We start from the raw sequence: 26,476 nt of genomic DNA, 5'->3' as shown, positions 1-26,476 counted from the left end.
ACCTGTGCGATCGCTGTGCCGACCGGCGCGTCAATCGCGTGCAAAGCGTGCGACCGCTTCGAATCGTGAAGGCCAGGGCCCCGATGCATGTTCGCATTCGGGGCACGATACTTCGAACCCGTCGTCGCCATGCGACAACTCCGGTTCGCCGTCGCAATGCGGACACTGGGTCGGCACCGGAATTTCATGGTCCAGTGACGTTCCGATCGCGGAAAACGCATCGGCATCCAGCTGACCGGCATCGGCCAGGCGCCGGATCAGCGCGGAAATCTCCGGGTTCATCCCGCGGCTCGCGCGCAGCGTATTCACCTCGCGCGTCGCGCGCTCCAACTCGTCGCCCTGGCTGCGAAGCTGTTCCTCGAGCCGGTCCGCGCGGGCCTTGGTCGAACTCAGTTGCTGAAGGAAATCGAATTCCTTGCGTTGCACGTCGCGCAAACCGCTCTGATAGGTCGACGCCATGCTGCGCAGCGAGTCCAGCTCGACCAGCATCGGTTTGACGCGGCGCTCGGCTTCGGCCACCGCATCCTTGATCTGCTGCGCATAGTGTTCGGTGCGCTGCTGCAATTCGGCTTGCAGCGTGTCGATACGGTCGCGCAGCGCTGCGTTCTGCGTCTGTTCGGCATCGACGCGGCCGGCCATCGCGGCCAGTTCCTTTTCGAGTCGGGCGACTGTGGTGAGCAGCGTCGCCTCGTTTGCCGAACCGTGCGTCGATTGCGAGGCCAACTGCACCTCGAGCTCGGTCACGCGCGCCTGCAGCTGCTCGTTGCGGGCTTCGCTGCGCGTCAGCGCGCCCTCGAGGGTTTCCTGGCGAACCGTGGCGTCGCGCAGCCGCTGTTCCGCATCGGTCACGCCGGCGCGAATCTGCTCGCGGTCGACATCGAGACTTTCCCTCGCCGCTTTCAACGCCTCTTCATATAGCGCGCCGAGCAATGCGCCCGCCTTTTCCTCGACCGCTTTCGGAATCGCCGCACCGTCGAGCCGAACCTTCGACGCGGCACGGATCCGTTCCCAGAAATGATCGATGTCCTTCGGAATGTCGCTGGCACTGCCGGTCTGGGTCAGATCGCGGACATTGGCGGCCGACGGCCGGATGCCGAGATCGAAAAACAGGCGCTTGCAGGCATGCAGCGACAACTCCTGGCGGCGCGCGCCGCTCGCGCGTAGCGATTCGAGTTCTTCCCGGATGGCTTCACGTATTTCATCCAGCGTCATGGCAGGACTCACAGACATTGAAATGTTGTGATCATAACGGAATACGTATGTTTTGATACCTGTTTTTGTCGGCCGTGGTGAATTTACGTCGCTGTGCAGAGAAATCGGCGCTGTGAGCCGATCTGGATGAGCCAGCGTCCCGATTCCGTGAAACAAAGCGAAGAAAGCGAGCCAAGTACTTGTGCTGAAAGTGTTTTTTAGGAAGCCCCGAAAAAGGGCATTTGTTTCACATGATGGGCGTCACGCTCGCTGTCGGTGTTCAGGGGTTGGGGTCTCTGTGGAAAACTCGACGACCGATGTCTTGAGAGTATTAGAAGTAAACACCCTTGAACCCTTAGTTAAAAACGTTAACGCCACGGCACAGCCTTATGTAGCAAGGCTTTCCGGCCGACAAGGTGAAGTTTTACGGGAACCAAGGTGATCTTCTGCGGGAGCTGAAGTGATGGGGTTCGGGGATCTGCGTGAGCCGATGCAGGAAAGGTCGTGAGCGGATTCGGGATCACAGTGAAATGCGAGATTTCCCAAAGGTGAGGCTTTTCGGGGCTGCACAGCCATGGAACCCGCGCTGTGCCTGCGTGCACAGTTTTCTGCCTGTGCAGACATAGGTGAGAATTTGCGGGACCTTACTCGCGCCCCCATTCTGCCCATCTTTTGGGCAGTTTTCATGAAAGGTGAGGTTTCACGGGACTCCACAGGGATTTGCTGTGAGGATTTCCGGGAAACGACGGTCATTTTGCACAGCAAAAGTGCCCTGTGAAGCCTGAAAGGTGAGGTTTTTCGGGGGCGAAATCCGGGTTTTCCTGGCCGGATCCCGCTTAGGTGAGCTTTTTCGGGACATCGATCACAGGCTGCCGTTTGCCTGATAGGTGAGCCTTTTCGGGAGCGCCATTTGCTCGAAAATAGGGCAAAGGTGAGGCTTTTCGGGACCCATGACGGGGCGAATTCGCTGAAAAGCCCGTCGGGACTGGCAGAAATCTGATTTTCGCTGTGCCACTTTTTGGCACAGGTGAGAGTTTTCGGGAGTCGATACACAGCTTCCGCCGACGCTCGCCTGCCGCAAAGGTGAGGCTTTTCGGGGGACGATCGCCGGACACAGCGGAACGCCTGCTGCACATAAGTATCGGACGGCATTGACATTTTTGATACCGCGGCGGTTACGGTGAGGTTTTTCGGGAGCCGTATCCGCATCCGTTGGAGCGTCGCTTTTTTCAATAAGGTGAGGCTTTTCGGGAGGTCCTGGCTGGCGATCCCGCGTGTGCCGGGGACTCGTCGGGATCCGGGGCACAGAATCCCGAGCCATTGAGGTGAGAATTTTCGGGACCGAACGGTTTCCGTGCGCTGTACAATGCGCGCCCGGGCCTGTGAATCGGCTTCGATGGCGTCGCGGCGCATCCTTTCTGGGTGCGGTTTCCGGGGCTCGGGCGCGGTTGCGTCGCTCCGGTCAGCCGCGCCTGTACATGCATACAGGCCGGTGCGGGCCTGTCCGCTAGATGTCGCGACGTCCAGTGGCGACCCTGTGACGAGGACCCGGAAGCGCAGTCGTAAAATTACGACAAATCGAAAGGTGAGCCGATACGGGAGCAAGTTTCGCACGTGTCGAGCACAGGCGAAAATCTGTGAATCCGCGCATCCCGCGACACGTCTGGACGAGTCCGAAACGCTGTAAATCCGGACCGGTGAGGGTTTTCGGGAGAGGGTTGGGGTGAGTGCCATTTCATACGCGCACTTCACCCGCTATGGTGAGCATGTCGTTCTGGACGCACATCACCACAGGCGCTATCCTTCCGTGAAACTTCTCCTCCGACCCGACGCATGGCCACGAAGCGCGCCAAGAAAACCGATGTGGATGTGGTGAGTGCCAGTTCAGCCGAATTGCGTAAGGCCGTCGAGGCGATCGCAATTCAGCCGAAGAGCGGCAAGATCACGCTCCTTACCCGCAAGCTGTTCAACGTCCTGCTCGCCGTCGCGCAGCAGGCCGACGACTCGGGCGATACGTATCGCGCGCTGCTGTCGGATATCGTCGCCAACTCCGCCTTCGATTCGAACGACACCGCGCTGGTGAAGGAACACCTGCGCCGCATGGTGTCGGTCCAGGTCGAATGGAGCACGGGGACGTCGAGCCAGAAGCCGGGCCGCAAGTGGGGGATCTCGACGCTGATCGCCGATGCCGAAATTCTCGAGGATCCGGCCACCCGCCGCGTGTGGGTCGAATTCTCGTTCGCACCGAAGATCAAGAAGAAGCTGCTCGACCCGGTCCAGTACGCGCGTCTGAGCCTGCAGTTCCAGAGCCAGCTGCGCAGCAGCGCCGGTCTCGCGCTCTACGAGATCTGCGTGCGCTACCTGACGAACCCGAGCCACCTGACGATGCGCGAGCCGTGGGAATGGTGGCGGCCGATCCTGTCGGGCACGCCCGATACGGAAGCCGGCGACGAGGCGAAGCGCGAGTACAAGTACTTCAAGCGCGACTACCTGCGTCCGGCGATCGCCGAGGTCAATGCGGTCACCAACATCTTCGTCGAACTGATCGAACATCGCGAAGGGCGCCGGGTCGCGGAGATCCAGTTCCGCGTGACCGAGCGCAAGCAGCCGATGCTCGCGCTCGACGAGCATCCGAACGTGTTCGACAGCACGCTGGTCGACCGGATGGTGAAGCTCGGGATTCCGCTCAAGGAAGCGCAGACGCTCTACGCGGACAGCGAGGAAAACCGGATTCGCGCCGCGCTGCAGATGACCGAACAACGGATGCGCAGCACGACGCTGCCGCCGGTGCGCAGCGCGCCCGCGTTGTTCAAGGATGCGCTGAAGAAGGGTTATGCGCCGCCGGTCGAGTCCGTCGACGCGCTGCCGTCGGGCACGCCTGCCGCGAAGGTCGTCGCGGCGCAGCCGGACGATCTGAAGGCGCGTCTGTTGAGCGAATTCGCGGCGTTCCGCCGCAAGGAAGCGAAGGTGCTGTACGAGGAGCAGGGCGACGCGGAGCGCGAAGTGGCGCGCGAGTCGTTCGAGTCGGAAGTGCTGCCGACGATGGGCTCGCACCTGCGTGACGACTGGCGCAAGCGCGGCCTCGATTCGAAGCTGGCCGAGACGGCGTTTTTCGACTGGCTGGCCCAGAAGACCTGGGGCGAGCCGACCGACGGCGACCTTCTGTCGTTCACCCTGAATCAATCGCGGGCCGCCTGAGGCCTGCTCAGGCCCCTCTGACGGGCCGCCGCCGGCCGCCCGCCCAACCGGCGGGCCCGGCGCATCGCCAGGCCCTGCCGGCCGTTTCCATCAGTCCGACAACAGCATCCGCTCGAGCTGCTCGAGGATCGCGTCGCGCTTGTCCTTCGGGAGGCCGCGCAGGCGCAGTTCGATGCGGTCTTCGCCATACGACTTCAGGTCGCCGACCGACTTGCCGCCGAGCTTGATCTCGAGACGCTGCGCATAGCGCTGGCGGCCCGCCGGCTTCGGCGTTTCCTGCGCCGCGACGCGGCCCTTGACGATGTCCGACACCTGACGCGTGCTGAGATCGTCGGACACGATCTTGTTGATCAGCCGCAGCGTCGCCTCGGTGCCGCGCGCGTTGTGATAACGGCCGACCTGATACGCCATGTTCGAACCGAAACGATCGGGGCGCGCGACCATCTCCTGCATCACGCTTTCCGGCAGCTTGCCGATCGACAGCGCGACCGCGACCGTCGACTCGTCGAGGCCGAGATGCTCGGACAGTTCCTTCTGACTCAGGAAGTGCTTGTCGTCGAGGAAGCGGCGCCACACGACGGCGTTGTCGAACACCGTCTGCGAATCGCGTTGCACGTTCAGGTCGTAGCCGAGCTTGTAGCTCTGGATCCCGATCGGCACGTCGATCACGATCGCCTTCACCGACTCCTTGTTCGCTTCCTTCAGCGCGCGCACGCGGCGGCCGCCGTCGCTGACGAAATACGAGCCCGGATTGTCGTAGTCCGGAATCACGTGGATCGCCTGCTGCTGCCCCTGCTTCGCGAGGTTGACCGCGAGTTCGGCAATCGACGACTTCAGATAGAAGTGCCGCGGGTTGAACGGACTATGCTTGATCGTCTTCAACGGCAGTTCGATTACCTGGCCGGGCGCATAGCGGTTCTCGAGGCGCCACGCGCGATATTGCGGCGACTCGTCGATCGACGGATCGAGCAGGACGTCCGGAGACGGTGGCGGCGTGATGTCCTTCTTGGCGGACTTCGTCGGGGCCGGCGTGGCTGTCTCGGATTTGACGATGCCGTCGATGGCATTCAGCCGATCAAGCGCCGTGCGCTTCTCGCTCGTCGTGATATCCGGGCGCGCTTGGAATCCTTTTGCAAATTGGGAGGGTTTCATGTGACTCCTTTATGCGCATAAAGTCAGGGCAGCATGGCGACGATTTCGTCGGCACATGCGCGAATTTCCGCGGCGGCCAGCTTGGCGCCGCGATCGTTCATCTGCAGCACGGTCTGACCGAGCGCCATTGCCTGCTTGTACGCTTCCCGGGTCGGGATTTGCGTCTTCAGCAACGGGAAGCCGAGCTCCTCGAGCGCACGCTTGAGCTCGCGGGTCAGCATGCGCTTCTCTTCGGTCTTGTTCAGCAGGAAGACGGCACGGAGGTCTTCGTTCATCACCTGCGCCTGCTGGATCAGCTTGACCAGCCCGACGCTCGACCAGTAATCGGCTGGCGACGACGAAGTCGGAATCACGGCGATCGATGCGGCCAGCAGCACGACGCCGGAAACTTTCTCGGTGATCGACGGAGGGCAATCGACGACGATGATGTCGTAGTCGTTGATGAACTTCTTGATCTCGCGATGGATCTGGCCGCCGGCTTCGGCGAGATTGACGACCGGGAACGGGATGCCGGCGTCGCTGTCACCGGATGCGCTCGACCAGTGAACCAGTGTGTTTTGACCGTCTGCGTCGATGACGAGGACGCGCTTCCCTTTCTCATGGAATGCCGCGCCGAGGTGCATGGCAATCGTGCTTTTGCCGACGCCACCTTTTTGTTGAGTGACTGCAATGATTTCCGCGGCCAATTTTCACTCCTGTTTTTGGTCGTTGGAATTCTACAGGACGATATTTATATTTCAATGAAATTGTCGTTTGCCAACTACGCGTTAGCCATTCGGGCTATCGGTTTATGCGCATAAACGAATGGGGACGCTGGCTGACTGCAGCGGATGGCGGCGAGATTGCTGCGGTGGATGATGAGCGGATGGATCGTCGTGACGACAGGCGTTTCTGCGCGTCGTTCGAGAAGCTGATCGGCGCAATGTGTTGGCGCCTGCCCTCTCGATAGCCGAACGCACGGGGCCTTGGTGACGGAGGAGTTTGTGCGCATAAACTTCGGCGGTGCAGGAGAGTATCTACGGGTCGGCGTCCTCGCTTGAGCACGGGCCTGGATGACGAACGCGGCGCGGCTCAGGCCGGCGCGATACTCGCGCTACGCGCCGTGTGCCGTGTGCAGAGACGAAGCGCTGGCCGCCCCAAGTGTTTATGCGCATAAACCATCGAGAGACTCGGTAGCGATCGACGGCCCCACGTCGGTAAGCGCATCAATACGCCCCGCGACAATACCCCGGACGGACGCGATCGCGTATCGCCCCGCTGATCGATCGAGGCATCGTAGAGTCCGAGCCAGTCGCAATATCAGTGGACCTCCCCTCCTCGGGAAGCGACAGCTTTATGCGCATAAACCCTGCGACGGATAAACCGTGCGGTGGCCCTAGCGTCGGAACCTGCAACACGCCAGAGCGATGCGTCGTTGTTCACCTGCGCTCGCCACCGCAAACGGCCTTGGCGATTGTCCATGCAACGCACTTTATGCGCATAAAGGCATCACGCGCACCGCGCGCTCGTCGGCGCGACCGATTCTCCCCGCACGCCGCACCGAGACTCCAACTCCCCTTTCGCCCGCGCGCCGGTCCCCGCCGAAACGCACGCAACCAGACTGGCTACAATACGTGCCTTTCCTATCCAGGTCCGAATGATGATCACGATCTACCACAACCCCCGCTGCTCAAAGTCCCGCGAGACGCTCGCACTGGTCGAGACGTTGAACACTGCCGGCACGCAGGTGAATGTCGTCGAGTATCTGAAGACGCCGCCGACGGTCGAGGAACTGGAAGCGTTGCATCGTCAGCTCGGGCGCCCGGTGCGCGACATGCTTCGCGACGGCGAAGAGCCGTACAAGACGCTGGATCTGGCCCGTGCGAGCCTGACCGACGCGGAGGCCTACGAAGCGATTGCGGCTCATCCGATTCTGCTGCAGCGTCCGATCGTCGTGTATCGAGGCAAGGCGGCCATCGGCCGTCCGCCCGAGTCGGTGCGCGCGCTGTTCGAATAATTGTTGTTCGGCGTATTTTTCTTATCGCATCATCCCGGCGCGAGCGCGCCGGGAATAAGCGGGTTGAATTCGTGGGCCGCACCCGTCCACCGTGACTACGTTGCCAGCCGTCATCAAACGAACCACTCGTAGCAGCGATCACAAAGCACGCCGGATCGCCAACCGAATTCACACACCGCCAACGCCGCCCCCCGACGTCACGCAGCGAGCAACTCGCATTCGACACCCGCGAGCCACGTCCAGCGCCCCCTTCGACGTCAACAACGACATCGCCCGCTGCGACCCGTAACCTCACAACGACATCAGCAACTCACCCCTGCCCGCTGCCCGACGACTCATCCCGATCGCCACCCGCTTCATCCCCCGTCCCCCGCCCCGCCGCCGCATGCGCTGCCGTCCGCAGCAGCGCGATCTGCCCGCGATACACCCGGCATCCGCTGCAAGTCGGCAGATGCACATGCACCTGCATGCGCTCATGAAGCGTCAAGGACCGGTCGAGCGCATCCGACAGCAGTCGCGTCACGTCCCTACATTTCCCCGGCAGCATCTTCGGTCGTCATTCCTTTTTCGCTGAGGCAGGTGCGCAGGCGCGTGCGCGCCCGATACAGCAGCACGCTGCAATGATTCGTCGTCAACGTCAGTTCGCTGCAGATGTCGGCAATCTCGACGTCGAGGAATTCGCGCATCATGAACACGCGTCCGATGTGTTCCGGCAAGTGGTCGAGGCACACCTGGAACAGCATCCAGAACTGCTGTTGCTGCAATAGCGTTTCGGGGCGCGGCCACGGCCGCGGCTTCGTGTGCGGCGCCCAATGCCCGTTTTCCTTGAAGAGTTCGCGATCGAGCGCGGATTCGCCGTCGAGTTCCGCATCGAGCGCGGACAGGCTCACCGTCCGCTGCCGCGCGCGCAGGATGTCGATCAGCTTGTTGCGCAGGATGCCGAACACCCAGGTCTTGTGGGCAGACCGTCCCGCGAACTCGCCCGCATGCGACCACGCGGCGGTCAGCGCTTCCTGCACGGCATCCTCGGCCGCATCGGCGTCGCGGAGCTGGAGTCGCGCGAAGCGCAGCAGGTCGCGCCGCAGTTGCGCGAGATAGGCAGGGTCGTCGTACGCGGACAGCATGGCAGGTCGGGAGCCTTACGAAGCGAAAGCGCTCGCTTGCGCGCCACCGGCGGCGGGCGCATCGCGGTGTGCGAGCAGCTTACTGGGCGAGACGCTGCGCTGCAACGCATGTTCCGTCGCGAATTCACGAAGCCGGCTGGCGCGCTGCGCTATGCTTGCCGAAGCCTGGCGTCGCGCGCCGCGAAATCGCGACGCGGGCGGTCTGTAACATCAGACCATAACGGTCAAGTTATCCACAATTTCTGTGGAAAACCTTGTGGAAAGTCGGCCGGTCGGCCCCGTGGGACGGCTCGCGGGCTGGCTTGCCTATAAACAGACCTTTGTCGCCTGTCCAGAATCAATCGACCCGATTCCTTACTCACCGGAAGGAGAAAGCCATGTCCTATCGTGTTGCAGTCGTCGTCGGCAGCCTGCGTCGCGGTTCCTGGAACCGCGCGCTCGCGCATGCCGTGATCTCGCTCGCCCCCGCCGATTTCTCGTTCGAATTCGTCGAGATCGGCGAACTGCCGCTCTACAGCCAGGACTACGACGCGGACTTTCCGGACGTCGCGAAGCGCTTCAAGCAGTCGATCGAGGCGGCCGACGCGCTGCTGTTCGTGACGCCCGAGTACAACCGCTCGATCCCGGGCGTGCTGAAGAACGCGCTCGACTGGGGCTCGCGCCCGTGGGGGCACAATTCGTGGTCCGGCAAGCCGGGTGCGGTGCTCGGCACGTCGCCGGGTGCGACCGGTACCGCGCTCGCGCAGCAGCACCTGCGCAACGTGCTTGCGTATCTCGACGTGAAGACGCTCGGCCAGCCGGAAATGTTCATCAAGCACGACCCGGCGCGTATCGACGACGAGGGCCAGATCGTCAGCGAAGACACCCGCAAGTTCCTGCAGGGCTTCGTCGACCGCTACGTCGACTGGGTGCGCGTGCTGAAGGCGGCCTGATCGCCGTTTCCTTGCCGCCGCCGGCACCGGCCCGCATGCCGCGGGTCAGGCGCCGGCGTGCCGTGCATCGCGCGCTTCGCGGATGCCGAGCAGGATCTCGTCGAGCAGCGCGATGTCGAACGGCTTCGACAGCACGCGCACGTCGACGGTACGCGTGCGGTCGAGTTCCTCCGCGTAACCCGTGACCAGGATCACGGGCAGCTTCCCCGGCCGCTTGTCGATCGCTTCGGCGAGATCGATGCCGTTCAGACGGCCCGGCATGTGGATATCCGAGATCACCAGGTCGAATGCGTCGTTCGCGGCCGCGCCTTCGATCAGGCGCAGTGCGTCGTCGGCGGTGGGCGCATAGGTGACGCGGTGCCCGAGCAGCGTGAGCAGCGCCTCGGTGCCGGCCGCGACTTCGCTGTTGTCCTCGACCAGCAGCACGTGCAGGCCCGCAAGCCCGCCCGCTTCCTGCGCGGCGGCCTGCGGTCGCGCGACGATGTCCTCGACGCGTGCGCGCGGCAGGTAGAGGCGCACCGAGGTCCCGGCGCCGACCGCGCTGTCGATCGTCGCGAGTCCGCCCGAGCGCTCGCAGAACGCGAACACCTGCGGCAGCCCGAGCCCCGTTCCCATCCCCTGCGCCTTCGTCGTGAAGAGCGGCTCGAACGCGCGCGCGAGCACGTCGGGCGGCATGCCCGAGCCCGTATCGTCGAGCGAGATCTGCACGAAGTCGCCGGTCAGCGGAAAGCCGTCCTCGCGGCGCAGCGTCACGTTGCGCGCGCCGACCGTGAAGCGGCCGCCGACCGTCATCGCATCGCGCGCGTTGACGGCGAGATTGATCACCGCGAGCTCGAGCTCCGCGACATCGACCCGGATCGGCCATACGCCGGGCTCGATCGCGACGACCAGCAGCGATTTCGAACCGAGCGACGTCTTCAGCAGTTCGCGGCACGTGCCGAGCCATTGACCGACGTCGATCGTCTCGCTGTGCAGCGGCTGCTTGCGCGCGACGCCGAGCAGCTGGCGCGTGAGCGACTGGCCGTTCTTCAGCGCGCGTTCGATCGCGCCGAGTTCCTTGTCGAGATGCTGGACGCCGCGTCGCCGCGCGATCTGCACGTTGCTCGAGATGATCATCAGCAGGTTGTTGAAGTCGTGCGCGACGCTGCCGACCAGGTTGCCGAGCGCCTGCATCTTGCGCGACTGCCGGTACGCCGATTCGATCGAGCGCCGCATCGACGCTTCGGCCTGCCAGCGGTCCCAGGCCTCCTCTTCCGCCTTCAGCCGCTTCAGCGACAGCCAGATCACCGACCACAGCGCGATCGACGGCGCGAACATCGAGATGAACAGCACGCTCAGGTGTTCGTACCATTCACGCCAGATCGCCGACGTGCGGTACGCACAGGTCACGTACACGGGGTAGCTGCCGACCTGGCGGTACGCGACGATCTCGCTGCTGGCGCCGTCGTGGCGCACCCGCACGACGCCCGCGCGCGGATCGCTTTGCGCGTTGCCGAAGGTGGCCGTGAGATCGGTGTGCGCGAGCGACGGCGGCGGCGGATACGACGCGATCACCGCGCCGTCGGAGCGCGCGAGCGCCATCGTCATCGGAGTGGCCGCACCGCCGAGCAGGTCGCGGTAGAACGCATTGAAATACGACGACTTCAGCGCGATCGACACCATGCCGGCGAACGAACCGTCGCTATGGCGTCGCGCGACGCCCGTGTTGAACACGGGGATGTTCTCGAGCTTGAGCGGCCCCATCATCAGCTTCGAGATGTGTTCGATCACCCGGCCGTCCCGGATGCCGGCGAAGTCGTCGCGGTTCGCGATCGACGCATAGGGCGCCGGATAGTAGAGGCTGTTGGCGAGCAGCATCCCGCTCGCACCGAAGATCGACACCGCGGCCACCTGCGGATAGCCGCCGCCGATCGTGTTCAGCGCTTCGTGGATGTCGGATTCGTGGCGGCGCACGGTGGCGTCGTCCATGTCCTGCACGAGGTCGACGATGCGCGCATCGAGCGTCTCGCTCAGGTCGAACACCTTGAGCGCATGTTCCTCGGCGACGCGCACGGTGCGCATCGTCACGTCGCTCGCCGCGGCTTCGCGGGCCTTCAGGTCGTTGTACGCCATGACCGACACGTAGATGCACGGCAGCACGATCGCCGCGACCAGCAGCACGATCAGCGTCACGCGCCGGACCGCGAAATCGTGCTCGGGCGCGCCGGACGCATAGTTGCCGTCGTCCTGCCAGTCATCGGCGGGCGGTGCGGTGTGCGTGCGGGAGTCGGCGGGACGTTCGGACGTCATCGAAGAAAGCGGGTGAAGCGGAGGTGTTCCATCATAAACGAGTTGCGCACGTGCGCCGTACCGCCGCACCGATGTGCAACCTGGTGATTCCGACAGGGGCACGGTGAAAGTTTGAAAACGCTATGAATCCGGCAGCGCAAACGTACACAAAGAAAAATTTTGCGTGCTTATCTCGAAAATGGTCGCGGCTGTTTTCAGAATGCAGGGCGAATGAATCGATTTTGTTCGAAATGGTGAAAATGGCGAGTTGCACCGCCTTCGGTTTACTCAGAGAATCGCGCCTTGCTTTCCCCATGACAGATATATGCGCCCGCCGGCGTTTGCGGCGCGGTGTGTCGCGTGCCTCGCGCCGCGGCGCCCGCGCGCGGCCGCACGGCGGTGGCCGCGCTTGATCGCATGGCGCCTAAAGAAGCGCGCCGCGCGGTCGTTAACGCGAGAGAGACCATTCCGTATACCGCTTCGCCGCCATGCCTTTGCCGATCGTGATCGCCGACGACTCCTTGCTCGCTCGCAAACTTCTGACAAAGGCACTCCCGGGGGACTGGGACGTCGACGTCACGTATGCGGCGAATGGTCGTGAGGCCCTGGCGCTCTATCGTGACGGCAAGGCTTCCGTGATGTTTCTGGACCTGACGATGCCCGACATGAACGGCTATCAGGTGCTCGAGACACTGCGCCACGAAGATCTGAACACGTTCGTGATCGTGGTATCCGCCGATATCCAGCCGCAGGCGCAAGCACGCGTGCGCGAGTTGGGCGCGATCGCATTCGTTGCCAAGCCCGTGACGTCGGAGGCGTTGCTGCCCATTCTCAAGGAGTATGGGTTGTATGCCTGAATCGGTGTTCACGGCGGAGCAACGCGACGCGTTGCAGGAAATCGCCAACCTCGCGATGGGCCGTGCCGCCGCACGGCTCGCGCTGCTGCTCGGGCACTTCATCGAGCTGTCGGTACCGCGCGTGCGCGTCGTGAAGGCCGCCGATGCGGGCGACGCGCTGCGCGAGATGACGGGCATCCACGATAACGTGACGGCCGTGCGCCAGGGATTCCGTTCCGACATCAAGGGCGAGGCGATCGTGCTGTGCCGCAGCGCGGGCGTCGCGCGGCTCATGTCGCTGATGGAGCGCACGTTCGGCGACGGCGTGTATGCCGGCATGGCCACGCAGGACGAACTCGTGTTCGATGTCTCGAACGTGCTGATGAGCGCATGCGTCGCGTCGATCCTCGACGAACTCGGCCGCAAGCCCGTGTTTTTCCCGCCGGGGCTGCTCGGCGCGAACGTGTCGTTCGACGACGTGTTCCAGCCGACCGCGCTGGCCTGGAGCGTCGCGCTGCTGCTCGAAGTGAACTTCGGCCTCGAGGATCACGCGTTCCGCGCACATTTCGTGATGCTGATGGCCGAGGACTCGATCCGGCTGATGGGCGACGCGCTCGACGCGTTGCTGTCCGCGCTATGAACGCGATCCCCGCCGCCACCGCCACCGCCGTGTCGCTGAGCGACCTCGTGATCGAACGGGTCGGCTTCGGCCTGTTCGTGCTCGACCGCGCGATGACCGTGCTGATGTGGAATCGCTTCATGCAGGACCACAGCGGCATCCCGGCCGCCGACGTGATCGGCCGCAACCTGTTCGACTGCTTTCCGGCGCTGCCGCGCGCGTGGCTCGAACGCAAGCTCGAGAGCGTGTTCCAGCTCGGCAGCTTCGCGTTCAGCTCATGGGAGCAGCGGCCCTACCTGTTTCGCTTCGAGCACGACCGGCCGATCACGGGCGGCGTCGACTACATGCAGCAGGATTGCACGTTCATGCCGCTCACGCGCGGCCGTGAAGTCGAGGCCGTGTGCGTGACGATCTCGGACGTCACGCACGTGAGCGTGATGCAGCGCGAGCGCGAGGAGGCGGTCGCGAAGCTGCGCGAGCATGCGAATCTCGACGGCCTCACCGGCATCGCGAACCGGCGCTTCTTCGAGGCGCGGCTCAGTGACGAGTTCGCGCGCTGGCAGCGCTACGGCGGCGACCTGTCGGTGCTGCTGTTCGACCTCGACCACTTCAAGACGATCAACGACCGGTTCGGGCATGCGGCCGGCGATGCGGTATTGCGCGAGACGGCGCGCCGCGTCGCGTCGATCGTGCGCGCGCAGGATACGTTCGGCCGCTTCGGCGGCGAGGAATTCGCGCTGCTGCTGCCGTGCACGAATCTCGACGAAGCGATGCGGGTAGCGGACAAGGTGCGCCACGCGATCGGCAGCACGCCGGTCGACGCGGAAGGCGTCAGCGTGCCGGTGACGGCGAGCGTCGGCGGCGCGTGCGCGACGGCCGGCGCGCTGGCGTGCGACGTGCTCGTCAACGAGGCCGATACCGCGCTCTATCGCGCGAAGCGGCTCGGGCGCGACCGGTCGATCGCATACGCGTAAGCGCGGCGCGGCCGCAGCGCGGTTACCTGCGGCGTACCGCACACCGCACACCGCACACCGCACACCGCACACCGCACACCGCACACCGCACACCGCACACCGCACACCGCACACCGCACACCGCACACCGCACACCGCACACCGCGCGTGCCGCGCCCCCGTCAGCTTTTCGCGATATCCGCCAGCACGCCGGCCAGCACGGCCGGCTGCGACACGAACGGCGAATGGCTGCTGTCGAGCTGGTGCACGTGCGTCGGATTGCCGGGCACGAACGCGTCGGCTTCGTCGATGAAGCGCTGCTGCAGCGCGGGCAGGATCACGCGATCCGCCAGGCACTTGATGTAGTGACGGTCGATCGCGCCCCAACGCGCGGCGGTCGTCGGGATCGCGGTCGCGAACGGCGCGGCCGGCACGTCGCAGGTCATCAGGTTCGCCACCGCCTCGAAGTCGGCCTGCGGCACGTCGTCATACAGTGCGCGCTTCACGAGCCCGCGATACGCGGCATCGCCGCTGTGCGGATCGATCCGCAGCGCGCCCGCGACGCGCGGGCTCGCGAGCATCAGCGGGCCCAGCATTTCGCCCTTGTTCTCGGGTGCGCGCACGTAGTCGAGGCCCGGCACGCCCGACGCGGGCATGAACGCCGCGAGATAGACGATCTTCGCGATCTTCTCCGGCGCACGCTCCGCCGCGGCCGTGATCGCGAGGCCGCCCATGCTGTGCCCGACGAGCACGACCTTGCCGCGGCCGAGCGCGTACGCGTCGTCGACGGCCTGCATTACCTGCGTCGCGTAATCGTCGAGCGTGGTGTTCGCGACCGGCGACGGCTCGGCGCCGAAGGCGTCCTTGTCGAGCGGCCGTTCGAGATAGGACGCGGGAAAGCGGGCGTTGATGCCGTGCGCGGGCAGGTCGCGCGCGATCGACAGGTAGCCGCGCTCGGCCAGCGCGGCCGCGACGTGCGCGTAGCACCACGCACCGTGCCACGCGCCGTGCACCAGCACGAAAACGGGATGGTCGGATGGCGCGGTGGCGGTTACGTTCGTCTCCATGGTGTCCGTGTTTTTTTGAGAAAGATGTTCATCTTAGACGAAGCCGCGTCGACGAAGCTGCGCGCACCGGCATGAACGCACGGCCCGAGCGTGCGCGGGCGCGCACCGGCTGTCGGGATGCGGCGCTTTTGTCTCGTACAGGCCACATTTCGTCTCGATCTGATTTGAATTTGCGCCGAAGCGCGCTAATTTGACGCTTTGCTCCCGATTGCGCCCCATGAACGTCGATTACCTCTTCTACCGGCGGCCGGACAAACCCGGCCCCTATTCCCTCGACGACCTGGGCGAGACCGCGCCGCCGATCGGCCCGAGCGACATGGTGCGCGCGGGAATCACGCGCGTGTTCGAGCAGATCGACTGGCGGGAATCGCCCGACGTGCCGGGCGCGTGGTTCGGCACCGGCGGCCCGTCGTTCCAGTTCACGGCGGAGCCCGACGGGCGCGTGACGAGCTTCATGGGCTCGCGGCTCGAACGCCGCTCGATGCTTCAGCTGACCCGCGAAATGGGGCTCATCGCGCTCGACCTGCAGCGCGACATCGTCTACGGCTGACGGGCGGCGCGGCGCCGTTCCCCGCCGCGGCCGGCCCGCCAGGCCCCGCGCGGGCCGCCGGGCGCGGCGCGTGTCCGCCATCGAACTTCAAAGATTGCTATACTTTCGCCCAATTCCGGCTTCCGGCCGGTAATTTGTGCCTGTCTGCGTCGATCGTTCGCATATCTCGCACGCATTTGACGCCCTGACCAACCCAGCCGGGCATGGCTTCTTCAATCGCCCCGCGTGGGTGTCTCCGTGGAGCTCGTCTTGGCCGTTTCCAATCTCGTCGTGGACGAACAAGAAACCGACGCCGCTGCCGTCACATCGGGCAGTTCTTTCTATCTGGCGATGCGCATCCTGCCGGCGGTGCAGCGCGATGCGATGTTCCAGGTCTACGCATTCTGCCGTGCCGTCGACGACATCGCCGACAGCGACCTGCCGCGCGCCGAGCGCAACGCAGGCCTCGATCGCTGGCGCGCGGACATCGACGCGTGCTTCGCCGGCCAGCCGCCGCGCCATCTGGTCGCGCTCGAGCGCGAGATTCGCGCGTTCGACCTGAAGCGCGAGGACTTCCACGCGATGATCGACGGGATGGCGATGGACGCCGCCGAGGACATCTGCGCGCCGGACGAACCGACGCTCGACCTGTTCTGCGATCGCGTGGCGAGCGCGGCCGGCCGTCTGTCGGTGAGGATTTTCGGGATCCCGGAGGCGGCAGGCATCAAGCTGTCGCACCACCTCGGCCGCGCGCTGCAACTGACGAACATCCTGCGCGACATCGACGACGACGCGGCAATCAACCGCTGCTACCTGCCGCGCGAGCTGCTCGCGCGCGAAGGCATCGCGATCACCGATCCGGCGACGATCGTGCGCGACCCGGCGCTGCCGCGCGTGTGCGCGACGCTCGTCGAGCGCGCGCTCGAGCACTTCCGCGAAGCGGATGCCGTGATGGATACGTGCACGCGTGCGCAGGTGAAGGCGCCGCGCATCATGTCGGGCGCGTATCGCTGCATCCTCGAAGCCGCGATCGCGCGCGGCTTCGCCGCCCCGCGCGCGCCGCTGCGCAAGCCGAAGGCGCGCATGCTGATGATCGCCGCGCGCTACGCGCTGTTCTGAGCCGATGCCCAGAACCGTCCACGTGATCGGTGCAGGACTCGCGGGCCTGTCGGCCGCCGTCGAGCTGCAACGCCGCGGGCGGCGCATCGTGCTGCACGACGCGCATGCGCATGCGGGCGGCCGCTGCCGCTCGTGGTTCGACGGCGTGCTGAACACGACGCTCGACAGCGGGCTGCATCAGGTTTTCGCGGGGCAATCCGCGACCCAGCGCTACCTCCGCGCGATCGGCGCGGCCGATCGGCTCACGGGGCCCGCGCTGCCTGAATGTCCGGTGGTCGACGTCGCGTCGCAGCAGCGCTGGACGCTGCGTTTCGGCAACGGGCGCTGGCCGTCGTGGCTGTTCGACGCCGCGTCGCGCGCGCCGGGCACCACGCCGCTCGATTATCTTGCGCTGGCCTCGCTCGCGTTCGCGCGCACCGGCCGCTCGCTCGCACAGACGATGCGCTGCGACGGCATGCTGTGGGATCGTTGGCTGCGGCCGTATTTCATCGGCGTGCTGAACGTCGAGCCGCGCCATGCGAGCGCCGAGCTCGCGCGCGCGGCGCTGTGCGGCACGTTTGCCGCGGGCGGCCCCGGATGGCGCCCGCTCGTCGCGCGCCACGGGCTCGGCAGCGCATTCGTCGAACCGGCGCTGCGGATGCTGCAGCACGGCGGCGCGCAGATCCGGCTGAACTCGCGGCTCGATGCGTTCGAATTCGGCGCGCACGGCAATGCGGTCGATGCGGTCGCGATCGGCGGCGAGCGCGTCGATCTCGCACCGGGCGACGCGGTCGTGCTGGCCGTGCCGCCCGAGGTCGCGCAGCCGCTCGTCCCGGATCTCACCGCGCCCGACACGTTCAGTGCGGTCGTGACCGCGTATTTCGCGGTCGATGCACCGGCCGACGGCCCGCTGCAGACGACCGTCGTCAACGGCGTCGTCGACGCGGTGCGCACCGGCGGCGGTCCGCTCGCGGCGACCATCCGCGACGCGGGCCGCTGGCTCGACATGCCGCGCGATGCGCTCGCGCGGCGCATCTGGGAAGACGTCGCGCGCGTGACCGGCGCGAACCCGGAAACCATTCCCGCGTGGCAGCTCGTGGTCGAGCCGCGCGCGGGGTTTGCGGCGGTGCCGTCGCAGGAAATGAAACGTCCGGCCGTGCGTACGCGCTGGACCAATCTCGTGCTGGCGGGCGACTGGATTGCCACCGGCTTGCCCGCCACGATCGAGGGCGCGATCCGTTCCGGCCAGCTGGCCGCGGACGTGCTCCAGACACAGTAAGCAACAGAGGGACCGATGAACGATCTCACCGAAATGGCCACCCTGTCCGCCGGCACCGTGCCGGCCGGGCTCGACGCGGCCGTCGCCGGCGCGACCGACGCGCTGCTGGCCGCGCAGAACGCGGACGGACACTGGGTCTACGAACTCGAGGCCGATTCGACGATTCCCGCCGAATACGTGCTGCTCGTCCACTATCTCGGCGAGACGCCGAACCTCGAGCTCGAACGGAAGATCGGCAAGTATCTGCGCCGCATCCAGCAGGCCGACGGCGGCTGGCCGCTGTTCACCGACGGCGCGCCGAACATCAGCGCGAGCGTGAAGGCGTATTTCGCGCTGAAGGTGATCGGCGACGACGAGAACGCCGAGCACATGCAGCGTGCGCGCCGTGCGATCCACGCGATGGGCGGCGCCGAGATGTCGAACGTGTTCACGCGCATCCAGCTCGCGCTGTACGGTGCGATTCCGTGGCGCGCGGTGCCGATGATGCCGGTCGAGATCATGCTGCTGCCGCAGTGGTTCCCGTTCCACCTGTCGAAGGTGTCGTACTGGGCGCGGACCGTGATCGTGCCGCTGCTGGTGCTGAACGCGAAGCGTCCGATCGCGAAGAACCCGCGCGGCGTGCGCATCGACGAGCTGTTCATCGACCCGCCCGTCAACGCCGGCCTGCTGCCGCGCCAGGGCCACCAGAGCCCCGGCTGGTTCGCGTTCTTCCGCGTGGTCGATCATGCGCTGCGCGCGGTCGACGGCCTGTTCCCGAACTACACGCGCGAACGCGCGATCCGCCAGGCCGTGTCGTTCGTCGACGAGCGCCTGAACGGCGAGGACGGTCTCGGCGCGATCTATCCGGCGATGGCCAACGCGGTGATGATGTACGACGTGCTCGGCTATGCGGAAGATCATCCGAACCGCGCGATCGCGCGCAAGGCGCTCGAGAAGCTGCTCGTCGTGCACGAGGACGAAGCGTATTGTCAGCCGTGCCTGTCGCCGGTGTGGGACACGTCGCTCGCCGCGCATGCGCTGCTCGAGACCGGCGACGCGCGTGCCGAGGAAGCCGTGCTGCGCGGCCTCGACTGGCTGCGCCCACTGCAGATCCTCGACGTGCGCGGCGACTGGATCTCGCGCCGCCCGCACGTGCGTCCCGGCGGCTGGGCGTTCCAGTACGCGAACGCGCACTACCCTGACGTCGACGACACGGCCGTGGTCGTGATGGCGATGGACCGCGCGCAGAAGCTCAGGCAGACGGACACGTATCGTGACTCGATGGCGCGCGCGCGTGAATGGGTCGTCGGCATGCAGAGCAGCGACGGCGGCTGGGGCGCGTTCGAACCGGAAAACACGCAGTACTACCTGAACAACATCCCGTTCTCCGATCACGGCGCGCTGCTCGATCCGCCGACCGCCGACGTGTCGGGCCGCTGCCTGTCGATGCTGTCGCAGCTCGGCGAGACGCCGCTGAACAGCGAGCCGGCCCGTCGCGCGCTCGACTACATGCTGAAGGAGCAGGAGCCGGACGGCAGCTGGTACGGCCGCTGGGGGATGAACTACGTGTACGGCACGTGGACGGCCCTGTGCTCGCTGAACGCGGCCGGCCTGACGCCGGACGATCCGCGCATGAAGCGCGGCGCGCAGTGGCTGCTGTCGATCCAGAACAAGGACGGCGGCTGGGGCGAGGACGGCGACAGCTACAAGCTGAATTACCGCGGTTTCGAGCAGGCGCCGAGCACCGCGTCGCAGACGGCCTGGGCGCTGCTCGGCCTGATGGCGGCCGGCGAGGTGAACAACCCGGCCGTTGCACGCGGCGTCGACTACCTGATCGCTCAGCAGAACGAAGAAGGCCTGTGGGACGAAACGCGCTTCACGGCGACCGGCTTCCCGCGCGTGTTCTATCTGCGCTATCACGGCTATCGCAAGTTCTTCCCGCTGTGGGCGCTCGCGCGCTATCGCAACCTGAAGCGCGCCAACGCGACGCGCGTGACGGTCGGGATGTAACGCGTGGCGCCGACGCAGCACAACGGCACGTTGCCCGTCATCGCCGTCACGGGGATGGCGTTCGAGGCGCGCATCGCGCGCGGTCAGGGCGTCGAGGCCGTGTTCGCCGCGCGGGCCGACCGGCTCGAGCGCGCGCTGGCCGAGGCGACCGCGCGCGGTTGCGCGGGCATCGTGAGCTTCGGCACGGCAGGCGGGCTCGCGCCCGATCTCGCGCCCGGCGCGCTCGTGATCGCGGACGCGATCGACGGGCCGTTCGGCCGCGTTCAGACCGATCCGGGCTGGAGCGCGCGGCTCGTCGCCGCGCTGCACGACACGCCGGTATGGGCGCGCGTCACGCGCGGCACAATGGCGGCGGTCGGCGCGCCGGTCGTCAGCGAACAGGAAAAGACGTCGCTGCATCGCGCGAAGGGCGCGCTCGCCGTCGACATGGAATCCCATATCGCCGCGGCCTTCGCGGCGTCGCGCGGCGTACCGTTCGCGGTGTGCCGCGCGATCGTCGACCCGGCGTGGCGCACGCTGCCGCGCGCGGCGACGGCCGGCCTGCGCGACGACGGCAGCACGGCGATCCTGCCGATCCTGCGCGAACTGCTGAAGCAGCCGTCGCAGCTCGGCCCGCTGCTGCAGGTCGCGGGCGACGCGCGCGCGGCACGCACGACGCTGATCCAGGCGCGGCACGCATTCGAGCGTGCGGGCGCGATGCGGATCGTCTGAGCGGCGTTCGCCGCTTCTCCTCTCCCCCTTCCGTTCCCGTTTTCCTGACGCACAAAAAAAGCGCGCTGCGTGATGCAGCGCGCTTCGGCTTGTCGGCGGGTTCCGTGCCGCGTTACTGCGCGGCCGGTGCGCTCGCGGGCAGGGTCGGCATCGCTGGCGCGATCGGCGCGCCGTTGGAGGCCGGTGCCGTCGTCGCCCTGCTCGGCGCCGTCACGGGCGCAGCGGCCGAGGCCGCGGCAGGCGCGCTCGCGGGCATCGCGCCGTCCGCACCCGGATCGTCGTACTGCGGCAAGCCCGGCGCCGCCGGCGCGTTGTTCGGCGCGCCGCCTGACTCGCCCGGATCCTCGTAGTTCGGCAAGCCCGGCACGGCCGGCGTGGCCGCCGGCACCGCTCCCGCTTCACCCGGCTCCGTGTAGTTCGGCGGCGCGGCCGACGCCGACTGGCCGTGATACGTCAGCGACTTGCGCTGCTGCAGATACGCATCGCGGACGAACGAGTACGGATCGAGTGCCGCCTGCTTCAGCAGATCGGTCGCGCCGAGCAGGTCCGAACGCGCGCTGATGAACTGCGCGATGTACATCGGATTGCGCACGGCCGGCTCGATGTAGTTGAGCAGGTTGAAGCGGACGTCCACCGCGCGGCCGACGCCGTCGCGGATCGTGCTGGGCCCGAACACGGGCAGCACGAGGTACGGGCCGGACGGCATGCCCCAGCGCGCCATCGTCAGCCCGAAATCCTGGTGATGCTTCGGCAGCCCGGCCGGCGTCGCGATGTCGATCAGGCCGGCGACGCCGAACACCGAGTTCATCGCCACGCGCATCAGGTCCTGCGTCGCATCGGTGATGCGCAGCTGCAACAGGTTGTTCGCCATGTTGCCGAGATCGCCGAGGTTCGAGAAGAAGTTGCTGATCGCGGTACGCACGGGCGTCGGCGTGATCTTCTGGTAACCCTTCGCGATCGGCACGGCGATGTTCGTGTCGACCGTGTCGTTGAACTTGTACATCGCCCGGTTCATCGGCTCGAGCGGGTCGTTGGGGTTGCGGTTCGGGCCCGTCGCACAGCCGCTCAGCACTGCGCTGGCAGCGACGGTCGCCGCAATGATTCGCACCTTATTCATTGTTTCCTTGCAATTGGTTCTTGGCGCGTTTGACGCGCGGTTTGCCCATCAGGACGGGCTGAAACACCACGGCGCCGATCAGGGTGCAGGTCAACGCCAGCGCGAGCAGCTTGCCCATGCTCGACGTGCCCGGATGATGCGACAGCCACAGGCTGCCGAAGGCGGTTGCGGTCGTCGCGGCGCTGAACAGCACCGCGTGCGTGAGGCTCGAATGCAGCAGGCCCGTCTGGCCCGCGCGCCACGCCATCACGAAGTACACCTTGAACGCGACGCCGACGCCGAGCATCAGCGGCAGCGCGATGATGTTCGCGAAGTTCAGCGACATGCCGAGCACGACGCACATCTCGAGCGTGACGAGCCCCGACACGAGCAGCGGCACCAGCGTGCGCAGCACGTCGCCGAAGCGGCGCAGCGTGATCCACAGCAGGATCGTGATCGAGAGGATCGACCACAGCGCCGCGTGCAGGAACGCGTTGATGATCGTGTCGGCCGAATGCAGGATCGAGATCGGCCCGCCGGTCGCGCCGGGTTCCGCCGCCTTCACCGTCTTCGCGAAGCGGCGCAGCATCGTGTCGTCGTTCGGATCGACGCCCTTCGGCACCTTCGGCGAAATCTGCACGAGCGCGTGGCCGTCCGGCGCGACCCAGTCGCGCACGATCTGCGGCGGCAGCGATTCGCGCGTGATGTCCTGCGGCTGCAGCAGCGCCGCGAGCTGGTTGAGCGCGATGCGCAGCGTGTCGGAGAACGCGCGTTCGGCGCGGTCGCGCGCCGCGCTGTCGGCGGCGGCCAGCTTCGCGAGCGACGCCGACAGATGCTGCGCGGCGGCGGCACCCGGGCCCGGGTGATCTTCCGCCGCGTAGCTCAGCAAATCGGACACGCGCTTGAGCGCGGCGACGCGCTGCGCATCGGTCGCGGCCGGCGCGGCCGGCTGCGTCAGCGCGGGCAGCAGCTCGCTCGCGGCCGCGGCGATCGCCGCGCGCTTGGCCGGCTGGTCGGCCGGCACGAAGGTCGTGAGCGTCGTCGTGCGGCCGACTTCCGGCAGCGCGTCGAGGCGCTTCGCGGCCGCGTCGGCCTCGGCGAGCGACGGCGCGAGCAGCGTGACGTCGTTGACGGCCGCTTCGGGCGAATCCTTCAGCGCGAGCAGCGTCGCCATCGATTCGCTGTTCGGATCCTTCAGGTGCAGCGGGTTGAAATCGAAGTGCAGGAACGCGAGCAGCGGCAGCGCGCCGATCACGACCGCGAGCGTGCCGATCAGGATCGGCTTGCGATGGCGATCGAGGAAGTCGTCGACGGGGGCGAGCCACGGAAAGCCCGGCGTCTTCGATTCGCCCGGCGGCGCGAACAGGCGCAGCAGCGCGGGCAGCAGCGTGAGCGTGGTCAGCAGCGCGACGAACATCCCGACGCCCGCGATCAGGCCGAGCTCGGACACGCCGCGATAGGCCGTGGGGATGAACGAGAAGAAGCTCGCCGCAACCGCCGCGGTGGCGAGCGCGAGCGGCATGCCCATCGAGTGCGCGGCGCCGATCAGCGCGTGATCGATGCGCGGATCGCGGAAGCGTTCCTCGCGGTACTTCACGCCGTACTGGATCGAGAAGTCGACGCCGAGGCCGACGAACAGCACCATGAACGCGACCGAGATCATGTTCAGCGAACCGACCATCGCGAGGCCGAGCGCGGCCGTCACGACGAGGCCGACGAACAGCGTGACGAGCACCGAGCCGATCATCCGCTTCGAGCGCAGCGCGAGCCACAGGATCACGAGCACCGCCAGCAGCGTGAGCACGCCGTTGAGCGCGGCGCCGTCTTGCACCGACGCGAATTCGTCGTCGGCGAGCGGCTGTTCGCCGGTCAGGCGCACGACCGCGCCGTAGCGTTGCTCGAGACCGAGCGCATTCGCCGTGTCGCGGATCACCCGGGTCGTTTCGGCACCGGCCTTCAGCGCGCCATAGTCGACGACCGGCTGCACCGTGACGAACGCGCGTGCCGGCTGGCGTGCGGCATCGCTGTCGACCAGCCCGCGCCACGAGAACGCGGCGGGCCTGCCGGCCAGCACGTCGTCGACCGTCGCGGCGCTGCGCGCGAGCAGCTTCGCCATCGCGGGCAGCTTCACCTGGCCGGTCAGGAGCGGCTGGCCGAGCGTGGTGGACAGCGTGGTCGCGAGCCCGGTCAGGCTCGGGTTCTTCGCGAGTTCGTTGACGAGCGGCCGCGCGCTTGCGAGCTGCGACGTCGTATTCGACACTTCCTGCGGCGACAGGAACAGCAGCCCGTTGTGCTCGAAGAACGGGCCGCCGCCGGGTTCGGCGACCTGGCCGATGCGGCCGGCGTCGGCCTGCTTGCGCAGGGCTTCGGTGAGCGCGTGCGCGGCGGCCGTCGCGAATTCGGGGGCCGGTGCCTCGACCACCGCGAGGATCGTGCCGTTGCGTTGCGGGAAGGCCTTGTCGACGGCCTGGCCGAGCGCGGCCCACTGCGGTTCCGCGTCGACGAGCTTGCTGATGTCCGTGTTGATCTTGAAGTGCTGCGCGACGTAGACGCCGCTGAAGACGGCGATGACGAGCGACAGCACGACGACCCAGACGGGGCGGCGTACCGACAATGCGACGAGTCGGACGATGAGAGAAGTCACCATGTGGCGGTGGGGAGGGGCTGGCAAGGACAAGGCAAAGAGTATACCGGCGCCACGTGGCGTCGGTCGCCACGTTGGTGCGTAAAGGGGCGGGAAGGATATTTGCTTCGCCGGGAGGGAATCGTTGCGAATGGTCGGACGAATGGGCGACGGAAATTGACATAATCGGCGCCGATCGCGCTGCGGCCGGCACCCTGTGACAAAAGGGGCTGAAAGGTAACAGTCGGTCACCGCGCGGCAGGCGGGCCGCCGGGCCGCTATACTTCGACCCACCGGCCGATGCGATCGACGCAATCCGCCGTCCGTTTTTTTCACCGAGTGCGAATATCCGTATGAAACGTCATCTGTTTGCTTTCGTCGCGGCGGCCGCCGTGTCGGTTTCCGCTTTCGCGCAGAGCGCGCCGGTCGACATCGTCCGCAATGCGGTCGAAGGCACCGTCAACGCGATGAAGGCCGATCCGGGTGCGCGCGGCGGCGACATGGCGAAAGTCACGCAAGTCGTCGAGCAGCGCTTCCTGCCCGCGACGAACTTCGAGCGCACGACCCGCATCGCGGTCGGCGATGCCTGGAAGCAGGCGACGCCGCAACAGCAGCAGGAGTTGTACAAGCAGTTCAAGCTGCTGATGACGCGCACCTATGCCGCGTCGCTCGCGCAGCTCGGCAACCAGGACGCGAAGTTCTCGTTCAAGGCCGGCGGCGCGTCGGGTGCCGATGCGCTGGTGCAGTCGACGGTCACGACGCCGGGCGACAGCCAGTCGGTCGGCTACCGGCTCGGCAAGGTCGGCAGCGACTGGAAGATCTACGACATCGACATGTCGGGTGCGTGGCTGATCCAGGTCTACCAGGGCCAGTTCAAGAGCCAGCTCGCGTCGGGCGGGATCGACGGCCTGATCGCGTATCTGCAGAAGCACAATTCGCGGACGAATTGAGCGTCGCTGCGCGCAGTCTGGATGAGTGAAAGGCGCCTTCGGGCGCCTTTTTCGTTCGTGGTCAGTCGAGCGGTTGAGCGGCGATTGCCACTGCGCGATGCCGACTCGGCGAATCACATGCGAAGCGAGAAAAAACAGCACCGTAGGGCTAATCAATGTGACCGAGGCGCACAGTGCCTTTGCGGCGCCGCACGTCGCCGCCCTACCGCCGCCGATGCTCGACCGCGAACTTGATCAGCTCCGCCTGCCCTTCGATCTCGAGCTTGCGCTTCAGGTTGAGCCGGTGCGTTTCCACCGTGCGGACCGACAGCCCCGTCTGCTGCGCGATCTGCTTGCTCGACAGCCCCTCGGCCAGCGCATCGAGGATGTCGCGCTCGCGCGGCGTCAACCGGTCGAGCGGCGACGCGGTCGCGCTTGCCTGGATCATCCGCGCGGCGAGCCCTTCGCTGAAGAACGTCTGCCCGGCCAGCACCGAGCCGATCGCGCGCACGATCTCGCTCGCGGGCGAATCCTTCAGCAGGTAGCCGCTCGCGCCGGCGCGCACGGCCTGCGTCACGTATTCGATGTTGTCGTGCATCGACAGCATGAGCACGCGAATCCCCGGAAAGCGCTCGTGGAACACGCCCGCGAGCGTGATGCCGTTCATCCCGTTCATGCCGACGTCCATCAGCGCGAGATCGGGCTCGAGCGACGCGGCGAGTGCAAGCGCCTCGTCCGCGTTGCCGGCTTCGCCGACCACCGACAGGTCGGCCGCCTCGAGCCGCATCCGCAGGCCGTCGCGCACCAGCGGATGATCGTCGACCAGCAGCAGTCGGGCAGCGGGCCGGGCGGTGTCGGGGGCGCTCATGGGCAAGGGTCTCCGGTG

The 26,476-nt window shown here is 66.4% G+C and carries 22 protein-coding genes; 12 read left to right on the top strand and 10 right to left on the bottom strand.

Translation table 11 applies throughout. The features are described 5' to 3' along the window. Positions 1-30: 30 nt before the first annotated feature. Positions 31-1,212: a DNA-binding protein gene (locus NQV17_RS14750; protein WP_257772845.1), complete on the bottom strand. Its 1,182-nt coding sequence runs from the start codon at positions 1,210-1,212 to the stop codon at positions 31-33. Between the two features lie 1,812 nt (positions 1,213-3,024). Here NQV17_RS14750 and NQV17_RS14745 point away from each other — a divergent pair. Then, complete coding sequence (locus NQV17_RS14745; RefSeq protein WP_057925458.1) at positions 3,025-4,389, top strand: replication initiation protein; 1,365 nt, start codon at positions 3,025-3,027, stop codon at positions 4,387-4,389. A 90-nt stretch (positions 4,390-4,479) separates the two neighbouring features. Here the strand turns inward: NQV17_RS14745 and NQV17_RS14740 are convergent, their stop codons facing one another. Beyond that, positions 4,480-5,541, bottom strand: a complete 1,062-nt coding sequence (locus NQV17_RS14740) for a ParB/RepB/Spo0J family partition protein (RefSeq protein ID WP_257772828.1) — start codon at positions 5,539-5,541, stop codon at positions 4,480-4,482. A 23-nt stretch (positions 5,542-5,564) separates the two neighbouring features. Then, positions 5,565-6,227, bottom strand: a complete 663-nt coding sequence (gene parA, locus NQV17_RS14735) for a ParA family partition ATPase (protein WP_040138954.1) — start codon at positions 6,225-6,227, stop codon at positions 5,565-5,567. 953 nt (positions 6,228-7,180) lie between these two features. On the opposite strand from parA, the gene arsC reads away from it, so the two are divergent. Next, positions 7,181-7,537, top strand: a complete 357-nt coding sequence (gene arsC, locus NQV17_RS14730; protein ID WP_044848770.1) for an arsenate reductase (glutaredoxin) — start codon at positions 7,181-7,183, stop codon at positions 7,535-7,537. Positions 7,538-7,847: 310 nt separating this feature from the next. Here the strand turns inward: arsC and NQV17_RS14725 are convergent, their stop codons facing one another. After that, positions 7,848-8,084: a zf-HC2 domain-containing protein gene (locus NQV17_RS14725; protein WP_257772827.1), complete on the bottom strand. Its 237-nt coding sequence runs from the start codon at positions 8,082-8,084 to the stop codon at positions 7,848-7,850. After that, positions 8,065-8,661: an RNA polymerase factor sigma-70 gene (locus tag NQV17_RS14720; RefSeq protein WP_257772826.1), complete on the bottom strand. Its 597-nt coding sequence runs from the start codon at positions 8,659-8,661 to the stop codon at positions 8,065-8,067. The genes NQV17_RS14725 and NQV17_RS14720 overlap by 20 nt, the downstream gene beginning before the upstream one ends. 377 nt (positions 8,662-9,038) lie before the next feature. Here NQV17_RS14720 and NQV17_RS14715 point away from each other — a divergent pair, with 377 nt between their 5' ends. Beyond that, on the top strand, positions 9,039-9,593 hold the full coding sequence (locus NQV17_RS14715) for an NADPH-dependent FMN reductase (protein ID WP_257772825.1): 555 nt from the start codon (positions 9,039-9,041) through the stop codon (positions 9,591-9,593). Between the two features lie 45 nt (positions 9,594-9,638). On the opposite strand, the gene NQV17_RS14710 is transcribed toward NQV17_RS14715, so the two are convergent. Beyond that, the gene (locus tag NQV17_RS14710; protein ID WP_257772824.1) at positions 9,639-11,882 is read right to left on the bottom strand and encodes a hybrid sensor histidine kinase/response regulator; all 2,244 of its coding nucleotides are present in this window, start codon (positions 11,880-11,882) and stop codon (positions 9,639-9,641) included. Positions 11,883-12,349: 467 nt separating this feature from the next. Between NQV17_RS14710 and NQV17_RS14705 the strand changes: the two genes are divergently transcribed. Genes NQV17_RS14705 through NQV17_RS14695 form a run of 3 tightly spaced genes read left to right on the top strand, consistent with a single transcriptional unit; the run spans position 12,350 to position 14,290 of the window. After that, positions 12,350-12,718 (top strand): response regulator, encoded by a 369-nt coding sequence (locus tag NQV17_RS14705; RefSeq protein WP_044848766.1) that lies wholly within the window; start codon positions 12,350-12,352, stop codon positions 12,716-12,718. Then, the gene (locus tag NQV17_RS14700; RefSeq protein ID WP_257772823.1) at positions 12,711-13,337 is read left to right on the top strand and encodes a chemotaxis protein CheC; all 627 of its coding nucleotides are present in this window, start codon (positions 12,711-12,713) and stop codon (positions 13,335-13,337) included. Before NQV17_RS14705 ends, NQV17_RS14700 begins: the two co-directional genes overlap by 8 nt. Continuing rightward, positions 13,334-14,290 (top strand): GGDEF domain-containing protein, encoded by a 957-nt coding sequence (locus NQV17_RS14695; protein WP_257772822.1) that lies wholly within the window; start codon positions 13,334-13,336, stop codon positions 14,288-14,290. The genes NQV17_RS14700 and NQV17_RS14695 overlap by 4 nt, the downstream gene beginning before the upstream one ends. 161 nt (positions 14,291-14,451) lie before the next feature. Here NQV17_RS14695 and NQV17_RS14690 read toward each other — a convergent pair whose 3' ends face one another. After that, a complete protein-coding gene (locus NQV17_RS14690; RefSeq protein ID WP_257772821.1) occupies positions 14,452-15,336 on the bottom strand; it encodes an alpha/beta fold hydrolase in 885 nt (294 codons plus the stop codon). Positions 15,337-15,553: 217 nt separating this feature from the next. On the opposite strand from NQV17_RS14690, the gene NQV17_RS14685 reads away from it, so the two are divergent. The 5 genes from NQV17_RS14685 (at position 15,554) to NQV17_RS14665 (ending at position 20,942) form a co-directional block, all read left to right on the top strand. After that, on the top strand, positions 15,554-15,886 hold the full coding sequence (locus NQV17_RS14685) for a hypothetical protein (protein WP_257772820.1): 333 nt from the start codon (positions 15,554-15,556) through the stop codon (positions 15,884-15,886). 249 nt (positions 15,887-16,135) lie between these two features. Continuing rightward, on the top strand, positions 16,136-16,984 hold the full coding sequence (gene hpnD, locus NQV17_RS14680; RefSeq protein WP_044848864.1) for a presqualene diphosphate synthase HpnD: 849 nt from the start codon (positions 16,136-16,138) through the stop codon (positions 16,982-16,984). A 4-nt stretch (positions 16,985-16,988) separates the two neighbouring features. Beyond that, on the top strand, positions 16,989-18,242 hold the full coding sequence (gene hpnE, locus NQV17_RS14675) for a hydroxysqualene dehydroxylase HpnE (protein WP_257772819.1): 1,254 nt from the start codon (positions 16,989-16,991) through the stop codon (positions 18,240-18,242). Positions 18,243-18,257: 15 nt separating this feature from the next. Then, complete coding sequence (gene shc / locus NQV17_RS14670; protein WP_044848866.1) at positions 18,258-20,231, top strand: squalene--hopene cyclase; 1,974 nt, start codon at positions 18,258-18,260, stop codon at positions 20,229-20,231. A gap of 3 nt (positions 20,232-20,234) precedes the next feature. Next, positions 20,235-20,942 (top strand): phosphorylase, encoded by a 708-nt coding sequence (locus NQV17_RS14665; protein WP_082088758.1) that lies wholly within the window; start codon positions 20,235-20,237, stop codon positions 20,940-20,942. Between the two features lie 112 nt (positions 20,943-21,054). On the opposite strand, the gene NQV17_RS14660 is transcribed toward NQV17_RS14665, so the two are convergent. Both NQV17_RS14660 and NQV17_RS14655 read right to left on the bottom strand, forming a co-directional pair. After that, positions 21,055-22,059, bottom strand: a complete 1,005-nt coding sequence (locus NQV17_RS14660; protein ID WP_257772818.1) for a VacJ family lipoprotein — start codon at positions 22,057-22,059, stop codon at positions 21,055-21,057. Then, positions 22,052-24,685, bottom strand: coding sequence for an MMPL family transporter (locus NQV17_RS14655; RefSeq protein ID WP_257772817.1), 2,634 nt, complete (start codon positions 24,683-24,685; stop codon positions 22,052-22,054). The genes NQV17_RS14660 and NQV17_RS14655 overlap by 8 nt, the downstream gene beginning before the upstream one ends. A 329-nt stretch (positions 24,686-25,014) precedes the next feature. Between NQV17_RS14655 and NQV17_RS14650 the strand changes: the two genes are divergently transcribed. Beyond that, positions 25,015-25,611, top strand: a complete 597-nt coding sequence (locus tag NQV17_RS14650; RefSeq protein WP_044848870.1) for a phospholipid-binding protein MlaC — start codon at positions 25,015-25,017, stop codon at positions 25,609-25,611. 202 nt (positions 25,612-25,813) lie between these two features. Here the strand turns inward: NQV17_RS14650 and NQV17_RS14645 are convergent, their stop codons facing one another. Beyond that, positions 25,814-26,458 carry a response regulator transcription factor gene (locus tag NQV17_RS14645; protein ID WP_044848871.1) on the bottom strand — a complete coding sequence of 215 codons (645 nt, stop codon included), beginning with the start codon at positions 26,456-26,458 and terminating at the stop codon, positions 25,814-25,816. Positions 26,459-26,476 lie beyond the last annotated feature (18 nt).

The organism is Burkholderia sp. SCN-KJ (genome assembly GCF_024656005.1).
Classification (GTDB): Bacteria; Pseudomonadota; Gammaproteobacteria; order Burkholderiales; family Burkholderiaceae; genus Burkholderia.
Note: the sequence above shows the minus strand (reverse complement) of the source record. Positions and strands in the feature narration are given on the sequence as shown.

What these genes read in the sequence shown, in the direction of transcription:
- NQV17_RS14750 (WP_257772845.1), bottom strand. Translation starts at nt 1,212, where the DNA reads ATGACGCTGGATGAAATACGTGAAGCCATCCGGGAAGAACTCGAATCG.
- NQV17_RS14745 (WP_057925458.1), top strand. Translation starts at nt 3,025, where the DNA reads ATGGCCACGAAGCGCGCCAAGAAAACCGATGTGGATGTGGTGAGTGCC.
- NQV17_RS14740 (WP_257772828.1), bottom strand. Translation starts at nt 5,541, where the DNA reads ATGAAACCCTCCCAATTTGCAAAAGGATTCCAAGCGCGCCCGGATATC.
- arsC (WP_044848770.1), top strand. Translation starts at nt 7,181, where the DNA reads ATGATCACGATCTACCACAACCCCCGCTGCTCAAAGTCCCGCGAGACG.
- NQV17_RS14725 (WP_257772827.1), bottom strand. Translation starts at nt 8,084, where the DNA reads ATGCTGCCGGGGAAATGTAGGGACGTGACGCGACTGCTGTCGGATGCG.
- NQV17_RS14720 (WP_257772826.1), bottom strand. Translation starts at nt 8,661, where the DNA reads ATGCTGTCCGCGTACGACGACCCTGCCTATCTCGCGCAACTGCGGCGC.
- NQV17_RS14715 (WP_257772825.1), top strand. Translation starts at nt 9,039, where the DNA reads ATGTCCTATCGTGTTGCAGTCGTCGTCGGCAGCCTGCGTCGCGGTTCC.
- NQV17_RS14710 (WP_257772824.1), bottom strand. Translation starts at nt 11,882, where the DNA reads ATGACGTCCGAACGTCCCGCCGACTCCCGCACGCACACCGCACCGCCC.
- NQV17_RS14705 (WP_044848766.1), top strand. Translation starts at nt 12,350, where the DNA reads ATGCCTTTGCCGATCGTGATCGCCGACGACTCCTTGCTCGCTCGCAAA.
- NQV17_RS14700 (WP_257772823.1), top strand. Translation starts at nt 12,711, where the DNA reads ATGCCTGAATCGGTGTTCACGGCGGAGCAACGCGACGCGTTGCAGGAA.
- NQV17_RS14695 (WP_257772822.1), top strand. Translation starts at nt 13,334, where the DNA reads ATGAACGCGATCCCCGCCGCCACCGCCACCGCCGTGTCGCTGAGCGAC.
- NQV17_RS14690 (WP_257772821.1), bottom strand. Translation starts at nt 15,336, where the DNA reads ATGGAGACGAACGTAACCGCCACCGCGCCATCCGACCATCCCGTTTTC.
- NQV17_RS14685 (WP_257772820.1), top strand. Translation starts at nt 15,554, where the DNA reads ATGAACGTCGATTACCTCTTCTACCGGCGGCCGGACAAACCCGGCCCC.
- hpnE (WP_257772819.1), top strand. Translation starts at nt 16,989, where the DNA reads ATGCCCAGAACCGTCCACGTGATCGGTGCAGGACTCGCGGGCCTGTCG.
- shc (WP_044848866.1), top strand. Translation starts at nt 18,258, where the DNA reads ATGAACGATCTCACCGAAATGGCCACCCTGTCCGCCGGCACCGTGCCG.
- NQV17_RS14660 (WP_257772818.1), bottom strand. Translation starts at nt 22,059, where the DNA reads ATGAATAAGGTGCGAATCATTGCGGCGACCGTCGCTGCCAGCGCAGTG.
- NQV17_RS14655 (WP_257772817.1), bottom strand. Translation starts at nt 24,685, where the DNA reads ATGGTGACTTCTCTCATCGTCCGACTCGTCGCATTGTCGGTACGCCGC.
- NQV17_RS14650 (WP_044848870.1), top strand. Translation starts at nt 25,015, where the DNA reads ATGAAACGTCATCTGTTTGCTTTCGTCGCGGCGGCCGCCGTGTCGGTT.
- NQV17_RS14645 (WP_044848871.1), bottom strand. Translation starts at nt 26,458, where the DNA reads ATGAGCGCCCCCGACACCGCCCGGCCCGCTGCCCGACTGCTGCTGGTC.